Here is a 12,205-nt window from a genome sequence, read left to right as displayed (position 1 = left end):
CACTTAAACCGAGGGCGGACAACCAATAACAAAGAACTAATAACGAATTAAATGAATCCATATCAGCATAGTCAACGGTGGAAATTTTTATTACTCATATTCGCTGCAATTATTGCAACGGCATCCCTTTGGTATACAAATTTTCTGGTCCAAAACCTTTCGGAAGCAGAACGCACGAAGGCATCTGTTTGGGCAATTAGTACGCGAAATATGTACGCCATGCCGGATGTGAACGATGAGTACATAACCTATATCTATAGCGTTCGGGATAGCTTAAAGGTACCGGCGATCATTACCGATTCAAAAGACAGCATTATCTACTACCGCGGTCTCGACTCAACAAAGACCTTGTACAACGTGACCGGAGAAAATCAAGGAACAAACCTCCCGAAGTATGATCCTGAATATTTCGATTATCAACTGGCCATTATGAAAGAAAGGCACCCACCGATAGAAATTGAATTGTCTGGTGGAGAAAAATGGTATGTTTACTATAAAGACTCCCTGTTGCTCACCCAATTGCGTGTATTTCCCTATGTTCAATTAACGCTCATTGCTATATTTCTCGGTATCGCTTATACGGTATTTAACAGCATGCGAAAATCGGAGCAGAATCAAGTATGGGTGGGGTTGGCCAAAGAAACCGCACACCAACTGGGAACACCGATTTCGTCACTTATGGCATGGCTCGAGTTGATGAAGGCGAAATTTGATGCGGAAGAAGATCCTTTGCTGATAGAGATGGAAAATGATGTGAAACGTCTGGAAATTGTAGCAGACCGATTTTCTAAAATCGGCTCTAAACCGGTGCTTGAGAATCATGCTGTCTACCCGGTAGTCAGTAATTTTGTGCGTTATTTTAAAGTTCGCACGAGTGATAAAATCAAATTTTCCGTATCAGGCGATAAAACTGTCGAGGCGCAATTGAGCGTTCCTTTATTTGACTGGGTGATCGAAAATATCTTAAAGAATGCAGCCAATGCCATCGAATCGGCAGGTGAAATTAACATAATTATCAGTGAAAATATTGCTAAAGAGCAGATATTTATTGATATTAGCGACACAGGAAAAGGTATCCCAAGAAATAAATTCGATGCAGTCTTTCAACCGGGATATACAACTCGAAAGCGGGGATGGGGCCTTGGTCTCTCCTTAACTAAGCGAATAATTGAAAATTACCATAAAGGACAAATTTTTGTTAAGGATTCGGAAGTAGGAAAAGGAACTACCTTTAGAATCGTATTAAAAAGCAGTTTAACCTATGAGCCAGCTAAAATCTGATGAATTCCCGGCCTTTTATGCTACTTACATTGATACCGTTTTTGGCGACGTCATGCACGTACTAAATGAGCAAATTACTAGTTTTCCTGCATTTTTAGAGGCCATTCCTGCGGGGCGGTCCGACTATGCCTATGCCGAAGGGAAGTGGACCATAAAGGAAGTGGTTGGGCATGTATTGGATACGGAGCGGATTATGGCCTATCGAGCGCTTCGTTTTGCTCGGAACGACACCAAAGCGCTCCCCGGCTTTGAGCAAGAAGACTTTGTTTTAAATGCTCGCTTTAATGAACGAAGTTTGGCTTCCTTAGCGGAGGAGTTTGTTTTATTACGGAAATCGAACATGGCCTTGTTCAATACCTTTAACGAAACCGAACTGAATCGAAGGGGTTTGGCCTCTGATCGTTTAATCAGCGTTCGGGCTTTTCTCTATATCGTTGCCGGACATCTCAATCACCATAAAAATATTATCAAAGAAAGGTATTTGGATACCATGGTGTAATGCCTGTTGGTGATTTTGCTATATATTCGACAACTTTTAAAGCTAATTTTAAAACTATTTAACACCTAAAGTGTTTTTATCATATCAATAAGGCCAGGTAATGGTTTTGTGATAAGGTTTAGGTTTTTGGAAACGCCCCGATGTGAAATTGAGGCGTTTCTTTTTTTGCCACTAATTTCATCGAAACTTCCAACTTAAGCAACCGTTTGCATGAATGTTTTTGTTTAAAATATGGAATTATTTTATTAGCCTTGTAAATACAATGTTAAATTTTTTCATATTCAATTTATATATTGAACAAGATACTTAAACTCACTTTCACATGAACCAACATCCCAGCGCTAATGTCACGAAAAGCGGTGTAAACCCGATTGTTATTATCGGAGCATTATTCTTCATCTTTGGATTTGTTACCTGGCTTAACTCCGTTCTTATTCCATATCTCAAAATTGCTTGCGAACTCAATCATTTTCAATCCTACCTGGTAGCCTTTGCTTTTTATATAGCATATTTTGTAATGGCTCCTTTATCCACCAAAACATTGAAAATTTTTGGGTTTAAGAATGGTATGTCGGTGGGATTGATAATCGTAGCAATCGGTGCACTTATTTTTATTCCCGCTGCCATGACAAGGACGTATGCCCTGTTTTTATTGGGCTTATTTGTTCAGGGGAGTGGTCTTGCCATCTTACAAACAGCGTCAAATCCTTATATAACTATCCTTGGCCCTGCTGAAAGTGCGGCAAAAAGGATTAGTATTATGGGGATATGTAATAAGTTAGCTGGGGGGTTGGCTCCGGTTATTTTAGGTACGGTTATGCTCAAAGATGCAGATAAGCTGACCGCTAGAATAGAAACGATGCCGGAAGCGCAGAAGATAGCTGAACTTAATGAGTTGGCCTCACGCGTAATTTTTCCTTATATCGCTATAATAGCGGTCCTTGCGCTGCTTGCCCTTTTAATTTATCGTTCCGGTCTTCCAGAAATAGATACAGATGCGGAGGACGAAACGGTTGCAACTACAAATGAAGGTAAAAATAGTTTATTTGATTTTCCTCATTTGATCTTGGGTGTTTTTACTTTATTTCTTTATGTAGGGGTAGAAGTAATGGCAGGCGACACGATCATTAGCTATGGTTCATCTCAAGGAATCGCCTTGGAAACAGCTAAATATTTTACGTTGGGAACCATGATCAGTATGGTCATCGGATACATTATAGGTATCGTATGTATACCGAAGTATCTTAAGCAAGAAACCGCAATGAAATTATGCTCTTTGTTGGGATTATTCCTATCACTCGGCGCTATTTTTACCAGCGGATATGTATCAGTAGCTTGTGTGGCTTTACTGGGCTTGGCCAACTCCCTGGTTTGGCCCGCAATTTGGCCGTTGGCCTTGGCCGGTTTAGGACGTTTTACCAAGGCGGCTTCTTCCGTATTGGTGATGGGGATATGCGGTGGGGCCTTAATTCCACTTGGCTATGGTGCCTTAGCCGATGCCTGGAATCCCCAACAAGCCTATTGGATTATGGTTCCTTGCTATCTGGTAATTTGGTATTACGCGATTGCAGGCCATAAGCTGGGTAAAAAATAACGAATACATACATACCAAGCCTTCAATGATACCCTCATTGAAGGCTTTTCATTAAACTAAATTATGAAGAAAATTTGCCTGTTTATCGCTATACTAAGTATAGCTTATGCGCAAGCACAAGAAGTAAATCGAGCTATTATTCAGGAACTTAAGGATCCCTATCCTGCTCCGGCTAGTGACTGGCTTCAGGTTGAAAACGGATTAAACGCAAGTTTTGTTTCTATAGACGATGCTTTTAAACATACAGCGCCACCCAAAAAAAACCAATTGAAAGACCAATGGAAGGAAAGGGCTTGGCGAGGCGAAAAGGTGCATGCACAAGCTTTGGTATGGTCAAAAACGCCCATAGAGCAAATCTCCCTAACGGTTTCTGAATTAAAAGATGATCAGGGAAGCCGCATTGCCCCTGATAAAATAAAGATAGGATATGTTCGCTATGTACTAACGGATCATTTGGGAGATCTTAAGTCGGGATGCGGTATTCCCAAGGGTTTAGATACCTCCCTTGTAGCCGATTTAATAGATACGAGTACGGTCCTTCCGCTAGTGGAAAATACGACGCGGCCTATATGGCTTAGTATACAAGTTCCACAAGAGGCCAAATCTGGCAGTTATCGAGGACAGCTGATCATCAAGTCTGCGCAAGAAACGAAAATATTACCCTTTGAAATCAACGTATTGAATCGGATTCTTCCCGAAGCCAAAGATTGGTCATACCATTTAGATTTATGGCAAAATCCGTATTCCGTTGCCCGGGTTTATGGCGTGAAGCCCTGGACGAAAGCACATTTCGATGCGATGAGACCGTATATGGAAATGTTGGCGCAGGCAGGGCAAAAATCTATTACAGCAAGTATTATCTATGATCCATGGAACGGACAAACATACGATATATATGAGAGTATGATTAAATGGACGAAAAAGAAAAATGGGCAATGGGAATACGACTATAGCATTTTTGATAAATGGGTAGAGTTTATGATGAGTTTGGGAATCAAGAAATTTATAAATTGTTATAGTATGATTCCCTGGAACCTGAAATTCTATTACTTTGATGAAGCGAGTGGAAAGAAGCAAGTGTTGGAAGCCAAGCCTGGAGAGACAGCGTATAAAAATCATTGGAAAGGCATGCTCGTAGATTTTGCAAAGCATCTCAAGTCCAAGGGCTGGTTTGATAAGACAACCATTGCAATGGATGAGCGCGCGATGAAGGATATGTTAGAAGCAATTGCAGTCATCAAAGAAGCAGATCCAAACTTTAATATCTCACTTGCGGGAGCCGACCATCCGGAGCTGTACGATCAGTTGCTGGACTACTGTGTTGCTTTACGACATGAATTAAGTCCCGATTTAATTAATAAACGGCGGCGCAGTGGTTTTACAACCACGTTTTATACTTGTTGTACCGAACCTTTCCCTAATACGTTTACATCATCCTCTTATGCTGAATCCACCTGGCTGGCATGGTATGCGCTCAACAAGGATTTTGACGGCTACTTGCGCTGGGCCTTTAACTGCTGGGGGCCCCGTCCTTTGCAAGATACACGTTATGGTACATGGTTGGCGGGCGATGCCTGGCTGGTTTATCCGGGAGTTAGGAGTTCCATTCGGTTTGAAAGACTGGTGGAAGGAATACAAGATTACGAAAAGGCGAAGATAATACGGGCACAGTTGAAAAAGGAGGGGCGAAACGAAGAGCTTCAAAAGTTGGAAATGAAAATCAAAGCGTTTGAAACGGATGCGCTATCTGAAACACCGGCCTCTACTTTCGTCAACGAGGCGAAAGCTATATTGAATAGTTTTTAAATGAATTTATTGCTCGATCTTTTTTGGCCATTATTTACCAATGCTAAATGATGCATTACTGATAAATTTTCATGGCAGGAAGTAGGCAGAAATACTTATCTTCGGGACAAAATAGCATTATTGGTAACCATACTTTTTATCCTACACATTTTATGAAACGAAATTTTTTGAATATTGTCATGCTTATGCTGGCCTTGTCTACACTGACTATAGACAACGCTTTTTCTCAAGGATTAAAAATGCCTGCGGCAAGTAGCAAACAAACCATTACACAAGACTTAGGTATCAGTCAGATTACCATCAGCTATGCAAGGCCAAATGTAAAGGGGCGTAAGATTTTTGGTGGCTTAGAACCTTATGGTGCTGTTTGGCGTACAGGTGCAAACGGTGCTACCACGCTTACATTTAGCGGGGATGTAATAATTAACGGAAAAACGATACCTGCCGGCACCTATGGCTTGTTTACGATCCCTAATAAAAACGAGTGGACTATCATCTTGAATAAGGATAGCAAACAATGGGGTGCTTATGAATATAAGCAGGCGGACGATGTGTTGCGTTTTAATGTGAAGCCGGAGCAAACAAAAAGTAAAGTTGAAACTTTTACTATTAGTTTTCCGGAAGTTACAGCCACCGAAGCGACGTTAGCTATCGCATGGGAGAACACAAAAGTTACCTTTCCTATACAGGTAAATCAAGATGCCGAAATTATGGCTTCCATTGATGAGGCGATGAAGGGCGATAAAAAACCCTATTTAGCAGCTGCACAATACTATTTAAATAACAATAAGGATTTGGATAAAGCGCTTACTTGGGCGGACGAAGCGGTAAAAGCGAATCCGGCCTTGCCTTATCCGTACTATTGGAAGGCACAAATACAACTGAAAAAAGGAGATAAAGCCGGTGCTAAGGCGACTGCAGAATTGGGTAAGCAGGCTGCCGAGAAGGCAAAAAGCGACGAGTACATCCGTCTTAATAGTCAAATTATAGAGAAGGCAAAATAATTCTGTATCTTTGTGGCCCGTTACTATGTTAAGTAAGTGACAGGCACTTAGAAGTCTTTTTATCCGCCTTACAAAGGTGGATTAGTTGATCTGAGATAGAATTTATTTTTTACTTTTGAATTTTTACTTAATCTATGTTTGATAGTTTACAGGATAAGTTAGACAGAGCCTTTAAAGTTCTAAAGGGGCAGGGAAATATTACCGAGATTAACGTAGCGGAGACCGTAAAGGAAATAAGAAAAGCCTTGCTGGATGCCGACGTTAACTATAAAACAGCTAAAGCTTTTACCGATGAAGTGAAGCAAAAGGCTTTAGGTGAAAATGTCCTCACGAGCATTTCTCCGGGCCAGTTGTTAACCAAGATCATGAATGATGAGCTTACCCAACTTATGGGTGGCACTGCGACAGATCTGGAGCTTGGTAAAAATCCAACGGTTATATTAATTGCGGGGTTAAATGGTGCGGGTAAAACAACTTTTACCGGGAAGTTGGCGAAATACCTAAAGGAGAAAAGAGGTAAAAAACCTTTGTTGGTTGCGGGTGATGTTTACCGTCCTGCGGCAATCGATCAGCTTGAGGTATTAGCCCAACAAGTGGATGTACCTGTATACACGAATCGGGAGTCTAAAGATCCTATCGCCATCGCCGAAGAGGGAGTTGCTGCGGCTAAACGTAATGGGCAGAACGTAGTTATTGTTGATACCGCGGGTCGCTTAGCCATTGACGAGGCACTCATGAACGAAATTTCAGCTGTTAAAGAAGCCACGAATCCGCATGAGATTTTGTTTGTTGTCGACTCCATGACCGGTCAAGATGCCGTTAATACAGCAAAAGTTTTTAATGACCGCTTGGATTTTACCGGTGTTGTGTTGACTAAATTAGATGGTGACACAAGGGGTGGTGCGGCGCTTTCGATCAAATCGGTTGTAAACAAGCCGATTAAGTTTATCGGTACCGGTGAAAAGATGGATGCTTTGGACGTGTTCCATCCTGACCGTATGGCGTCCCGTATCCTTGGGATGGGCGACGTAGTATCGTTGGTTGAACGTGCACAGCAACAGTTTGACGAAAAAGAAGCGGCCGCGTTACAGAAAAAAATCCGTAAGAATAAGTTTGATTTTAACGACTTTATTAGTCAGATCCAGCAAATCAAAAAGATGGGAAATATGAAGGATTTGATGGGAATGATACCGGGTGTTGGGAAGGCTATTAAAGATATTGATATTGACGATGACGCCTTTAAGCCGATCGAGGCTATTATTGGATCGATGACGCCATATGAACGGGAAAATCCGGACGCAATCGACCAGAAAAGACGTATGCGAATCGCAAAGGGTTCGGGTACCGATATCAATGACGTTAATAAATTAATGAAGCAATTCAGTGATATGCGGAAAATGATGAAGCAATTCTCAAATCCTTCCTTAGCTGCTAAAATGATGCGAGGAATGCCCCGTACGCCTTTTGGAAAATAGGTCAGGCAGTATAAAATGGCTTAAATGGGCGGTATCTCTTTCGTGATACCGCCTTTTTTATTATCTTGGGGCTTCTTAACTGTACTAAACCTAAAAATATGTTAGTAAAAACTTTTAGCAGCGCAGTTTATGGAATTAAGGCCACAACAATTACTATTGAGGTCAATATATCCTCGGGGACACAATACTTCATCGTCGGACTGCCCGATAGTGCTATAAAAGAAAGTACATTTCGAGTAGAGAGCGCTCTACACAGCGCCGGTCTCCGAATGCCGAGGCAGAAAATCGTTATCAATATGGCACCCGCTGATATTAAGAAGGAGGGATCAGCCTATGACTTAGCGATGGCTATAGGTATCTTGGCAGCTTCTGGCCAAATTAATGCACATAAGCTTGATAAATATCTTTTACTGGGCGAATTATCACTGGACGGTAGCCTACAAGCCATTAAGGGAGCCTTATCGATTGCTATCCAAGCGCAAAAGGAGGGATTCAAAGGTATCGTGTTACCGGCGATCAATGCTCGAGAAGCAGCTGTAGTCGGAGATCTGGAGGTATATGGCCTGGAAAATATCAGTGAAGTGATTGCTTTTGCAAATGAAGAGAAGACCTTTGAGCGAATATTCGTTGATACGAAAGCCGAGTTTTTAAATAATGCCAATAATTACGACACCGATTTTGCTGATGTACAAGGGCAAGAGAATATCAAACGCGCATTGGAAATTGCGGCAGCAGGCGGGCATAATGTTATCCTGATTGGCCCGCCCGGTGCCGGTAAAACGATGCTAGCCAAAAGATTACCGTCTATCCTGCCGCCGTTAAGTTTATCAGAGTCGTTGGAAACGACTAAAATACATTCAGTGGCCGGGAAGATAGCCGCTTCTAGCTCGCTCATGACGATAAGGCCCTTTCGTGCCCCACATCATACGGTTAGCGATGTGGCATTGGTTGGTGGTGGAGGGAACCCCCAACCGGGCGAAATTTCATTAGCACATAACGGTGTGTTGTTTCTGGACGAGCTCCCCGAGTTTAAGCGTTCTGTTTTAGAGGTGTTAAGGCAACCTCTTGAAGAAAGACAAATCACTATTTCCCGCGCTAAGTTTACCGTAGATTATCCCGCTAGTTTTATGCTAATCGCTTCCATGAATCCCTGTCCTTGCGGGTATTATAACCATCCGGATAAAGACTGCGTATGCTCACCTATGCATGTTCAACGCTACTTAAGTAAAGTGTCGGGTCCTCTACTTGATCGGATCGATCTACATGTAGAAGTTACACCCGTAAACTTTCAGGAATTAACAGCGAAGCAACGTGCAGAATCGAGTAAAACAATAAGGAGTCGCGTAATACGAGCAAGGGAGATGCAAGAGCAGCGATTCAAGAGGGAAGACAAAATGCATAATAATGCCCAAATGAATACAAAGAAAGTACGTGAGCTCTGTAAAGTCAACGCCGCCGGGCAAACACTGTTAAAAAATGCGATGGAAAAATTGGGGCTTTCAGCTCGAGCTTACGATCGTATTTTGAAGGTCGCCAGAACCATTGCCGATCTTGATGGAAATCCGGAAATCGAAGTGCATCATTTAGCTGAAGCAATCCATTATAGAAGCTTAGACAGAGAAGCTTGGGCAGGGTAGTAATCGTTATTTGTTATTAGTTGCTGGTTATCCGTAACTAACTTCTTAAATAAGTGACTAGGTCCATTGAAACAGAAAAAGCCTTCCTGAATTTAAAGAAAGGCTTTTCTGAAGAATGATTATTGCCGATTGGGTTACTAACAACTAATAACCAGCAACCAACAACTAAAATAATTAAGCGCCTAATTGCACGCGTTTAAATGCAGTGACTGTTAATCCCTTGGAAACACTATCAAGGAATTGAGCAACACTTTTTGAGTTATCTTTAACAAACTCTTGATTCAATAAAGTTGAATCTTTGTAGAATTTGTTCAATTTACCTTGAGCAATTTTTTCCACCATATTTTCAGGTTTTCCCTCAGCACGGATTTGCTCTTTTGCAATTTCTAATTCACGTTCAATTGTACGAGCATCAACGCCATCTTTATCAATAGCAACGGGATTCATCGCAGCAATTTGCATAGCCACATCTTTACCTGCATCTTCTGCACCTGCCACGTCTGCGCTTAAGCCTACTAATACACCTAAACGATAGTTACCATGAATATAAGGAACGACTTTATCTGCAGTCACCACCTCATATTTAGAAACCTCAATTTTTTCTCCGATTTTACCTGTTTGGTCTATCAATAAATCGGCAATTTTTGCCCCATTGATACTTAATGCTTTCAAATCCTCCAAAGTAGCCGGAGCAGCTTCGATAGCGGCATCGGCAACGCTTTCAGCAAAAGCAATGAAATCAGCATTTTTTGCAACAAAGTCTGTTTCGCAGTTTACTTCAACAACTACGCCACGTTTGCCATCAGCAGTTGTTTTTGCAATAACAACACCTTCGTTAGAGTCGCGATCCTGGCGGCTAGCAGCCACTTTAGCTCCCTTTTTACGTAAGTAATCAACTGCGGCCTCAAAATCGCCGTTGGCTTCCACTAAGGCCTTTTTGCAATCCATCATACCAGCACCTGTTTGTTGGCGCAATTTATTTACGTCTGATGCAGAAATTTGTACTGTAGACATTTTATTTTCCTTTTTTAATATGCTTTATAAATAAGTTATGGGTTACGAGTTCCGCACGGTAAGCATAACTTCAGCAAGCTTACCGGAGGTGACCCCTAACCCATACTTGGATTTAATTATTCTCCGTCTTTTGCTTCCGTAGCTTCTGCTTTACGTTCACGTTTAGGAGCAACTTCAGCTGCCGGCTCTTCCCCACTATCAACTTTCGCCTTTGCTGCTGCAGCTTCTTTCTCTGCTTCCTCTTCTTTATCACGTTTACGTTCTTCCAATCCTTCTATAATCGCTTGCTTGATTACGTTTGTAATCAACGTAATTGATTTCGTAGCATCGTCATTCGCCGGGATGGGGAAATCGATGTTGGTAGGATCGGAGTTTGTATCTACCATTGCGAAGGTAGGAATGTTTAATTTTAGCGCTTCGCTAACTGCAATGTGCTCTTTCTTTACATCAATAATGAAAAGCGCAGCAGGCAAGCGGTTTAAATCGGCAATACCACCTAATAGGTTTTCCAATTTAATACGCTCACGTTGAATCATTAACTTCTCCTTCTTTGATAATACGTCGTAAGTACCATCTTTAGTCATCTTATCGATGTTAGACATCTTTTTGATAGACTTACGAACAGTAGCAAAGTTAGTAAGCATACCACCCAACCAACGCTCAGTAACATAAGGCATGTTTACTGCTTTTGCTTGTTCAGCAACGATATCTTTAGCTTGCTTTTTTGTAGCTACAAATAATACTTTACGTCCTGATTTTACGATTTGCTTAATAGCTGAAGCGGCTTCTTCAAGCTTTGCTAAAGTTTTGTTCAAATCGATAATGTGGATGCCATTGCGCTCCATGAAAATGTACTTAGCCATTTTCGGATCCCATTTACGGGTAAGGTGACCAAAGTGTACACCTGCATCCAGTAATTCCTGATATGTTGTTCTTGCCATTGTTTGATCCTCCTTAAATTAACGTTTACTAAATTGAAATCTTCTACGTGCTTTACGACGTCCCGGTTTCTTACGCTCAACCATCCGGTCATCGCGAGTCATCAATCCTTTGGCACGTAATGCAGATTTCACCTCTGGGTTAAGCTCTACCAATGCTTTAGCAATTGCTAAACGCACGGCCTCTGCCTGTCCTTTTACGCCTCCTCCAGCTACGTTAACTTTTACATCAAAATTACCGGCAACTCCGGCAACTTCTGTACTTTGAGTAACAATATATTGCAATGGCAATGTAGGGAAATACTCTTTGTAATCTTTACCATTTACGGTAATGTTGCCGCTACCAGCAGATAAATAAATACGGGCAACAGCGGTTTTTCTTCTTCCTGAAGTGTTTGTTGTTGACATTTCTTCTCTCTTTAGAATTTAACTGTTTTAGGATTTTGTGCCGCGTGAGGGTGCTCAGGACCTGCATACACAAATAAATTTCTGTACAAAGCGCGACCTAAACGATTTTTAGGAAGCATGCCACGTACCGCCTTCTCAATCACACGGGTAGGGTGCTTTGCCAATAATTCTTTGGGAGAAATGAAACGCTGACCACCTGGGTAACCAGTGTAAGAAACATATTGCTTTTCGCCTAATTTGTTTCCTGTCAACTTAATCTTGTCTGCATTAATAACAATGACGTTATCTCCGCAGTCTACGTGTGGGGTGTACGTAGGCTTGTGCTTACCTCTGATTACCTTGGCAATCTGAGATGACAAGCGCCCCAAAATCTCACCTTCAGCGTCAACAACGATCCATTCTTTGTTAACGGTGTTTTTGTTGGCTGAGACAGTTTTGTAACTTAACGTATTCACTTGCTTGATTTTGAATTAATTAAACAATATACTTTTTTCCTTATTTTAAAGGACTGCAAAGGTAGACAGAAAAATTCGTATTTTAAAAATATTA

At 41.5% G+C, this 12,205-nt stretch carries 11 protein-coding genes; 7 read left to right on the top strand and 4 right to left on the bottom strand.

Annotated elements, in window-relative coordinates:
* The first annotated feature begins 51 nt into the window (after positions 1 to 51).
* The 7 genes from M1D52_RS24110 (at position 52) to M1D52_RS24080 (ending at position 9,296) form a co-directional block, all read left to right on the top strand.
* A complete protein-coding gene (locus tag M1D52_RS24110; RefSeq protein ID WP_013664727.1) occupies positions 52 to 1,281 on the top strand; it encodes a sensor histidine kinase in 1,230 nt (409 codons plus the stop codon).
* Positions 1,262 to 1,780 carry a DinB family protein gene (locus M1D52_RS24105; protein WP_437394174.1) on the top strand — a complete coding sequence of 173 codons (519 nt, stop codon included), beginning with the start codon at positions 1,262 to 1,264 and terminating at the stop codon, positions 1,778 to 1,780. The genes M1D52_RS24110 and M1D52_RS24105 overlap by 20 nt, the downstream gene beginning before the upstream one ends.
* 322 nt (positions 1,781 to 2,102) lie before the next feature.
* Positions 2,103 to 3,374 (top strand): sugar MFS transporter, encoded by a 1,272-nt coding sequence (locus M1D52_RS24100; protein WP_013664729.1) that lies wholly within the window; start codon positions 2,103 to 2,105, stop codon positions 3,372 to 3,374.
* A 63-nt stretch (positions 3,375 to 3,437) separates the two neighbouring features.
* Positions 3,438 to 5,180 (top strand): DUF4091 domain-containing protein, encoded by a 1,743-nt coding sequence (locus M1D52_RS24095; RefSeq protein ID WP_437394175.1) that lies wholly within the window; start codon positions 3,438 to 3,440, stop codon positions 5,178 to 5,180.
* 152 nt (positions 5,181 to 5,332) lie between these two features.
* Positions 5,333 to 6,184 carry a DUF2911 domain-containing protein gene (locus tag M1D52_RS24090; RefSeq protein ID WP_437394176.1) on the top strand — a complete coding sequence of 284 codons (852 nt, stop codon included), beginning with the start codon at positions 5,333 to 5,335 and terminating at the stop codon, positions 6,182 to 6,184.
* Positions 6,185 to 6,318: 134 nt separating this feature from the next.
* Positions 6,319 to 7,659, top strand: coding sequence for a signal recognition particle protein (gene ffh, locus M1D52_RS24085; RefSeq protein ID WP_013664732.1), 1,341 nt, complete (start codon positions 6,319 to 6,321; stop codon positions 7,657 to 7,659).
* Positions 7,660 to 7,757: 98 nt separating this feature from the next.
* Entirely contained in the window at positions 7,758 to 9,296 is a 1,539-nt protein-coding gene (locus tag M1D52_RS24080; protein ID WP_013664733.1) for a YifB family Mg chelatase-like AAA ATPase, read from the top strand.
* Between the two features lie 174 nt (positions 9,297 to 9,470).
* Here the strand turns inward: M1D52_RS24080 and tsf are convergent, their stop codons facing one another.
* The 4 genes from tsf to rplM form a co-directional block, all read right to left on the bottom strand.
* Entirely contained in the window at positions 9,471 to 10,310 is an 840-nt protein-coding gene (gene tsf / locus M1D52_RS24075; RefSeq protein ID WP_013664734.1) for a translation elongation factor Ts, read from the bottom strand.
* 116 nt (positions 10,311 to 10,426) lie between these two features.
* Positions 10,427 to 11,251: a 30S ribosomal protein S2 gene (rpsB, locus tag M1D52_RS24070; RefSeq protein WP_013664735.1), complete on the bottom strand. Its 825-nt coding sequence runs from the start codon at positions 11,249 to 11,251 to the stop codon at positions 10,427 to 10,429.
* 18 nt (positions 11,252 to 11,269) lie between these two features.
* Entirely contained in the window at positions 11,270 to 11,656 is a 387-nt protein-coding gene (gene rpsI / locus M1D52_RS24065; protein WP_013664736.1) for a 30S ribosomal protein S9, read from the bottom strand.
* 11 nt (positions 11,657 to 11,667) lie between these two features.
* A complete protein-coding gene (rplM, locus tag M1D52_RS24060) occupies positions 11,668 to 12,111 on the bottom strand; it encodes a 50S ribosomal protein L13 (protein ID WP_013664737.1) in 444 nt (147 codons plus the stop codon).
* Positions 12,112 to 12,205 lie beyond the last annotated feature (94 nt).

Source organism: Olivibacter sp. SA151, assembly GCF_054130995.1.
The sequence above is the reverse complement of the archived record's forward strand: the minus strand, read 5'-3'. Positions and strand labels throughout refer to the sequence as shown.

What these genes read in the sequence shown, in the direction of transcription:
- M1D52_RS24090 (WP_437394176.1), top strand. Translation starts at nt 5,333, where the DNA reads ATGAAACGAAATTTTTTGAATATTGTCATGCTTATGCTGGCCTTGTCT.
- M1D52_RS24080 (WP_013664733.1), top strand. Translation starts at nt 7,758, where the DNA reads ATGTTAGTAAAAACTTTTAGCAGCGCAGTTTATGGAATTAAGGCCACA.
- ffh (WP_013664732.1), top strand. Translation starts at nt 6,319, where the DNA reads ATGTTTGATAGTTTACAGGATAAGTTAGACAGAGCCTTTAAAGTTCTA.
- M1D52_RS24100 (WP_013664729.1), top strand. Translation starts at nt 2,103, where the DNA reads ATGAACCAACATCCCAGCGCTAATGTCACGAAAAGCGGTGTAAACCCG.
- M1D52_RS24095 (WP_437394175.1), top strand. Translation starts at nt 3,438, where the DNA reads ATGAAGAAAATTTGCCTGTTTATCGCTATACTAAGTATAGCTTATGCG.
- M1D52_RS24105 (WP_437394174.1), top strand. Translation starts at nt 1,262, where the DNA reads ATGAGCCAGCTAAAATCTGATGAATTCCCGGCCTTTTATGCTACTTAC.
- tsf (WP_013664734.1), bottom strand. Translation starts at nt 10,310, where the DNA reads ATGTCTACAGTACAAATTTCTGCATCAGACGTAAATAAATTGCGCCAA.
- rpsI (WP_013664736.1), bottom strand. Translation starts at nt 11,656, where the DNA reads ATGTCAACAACAAACACTTCAGGAAGAAGAAAAACCGCTGTTGCCCGT.
- M1D52_RS24110 (WP_013664727.1), top strand. Translation starts at nt 52, where the DNA reads ATGAATCCATATCAGCATAGTCAACGGTGGAAATTTTTATTACTCATA.
- rpsB (WP_013664735.1), bottom strand. Translation starts at nt 11,251, where the DNA reads ATGGCAAGAACAACATATCAGGAATTACTGGATGCAGGTGTACACTTT.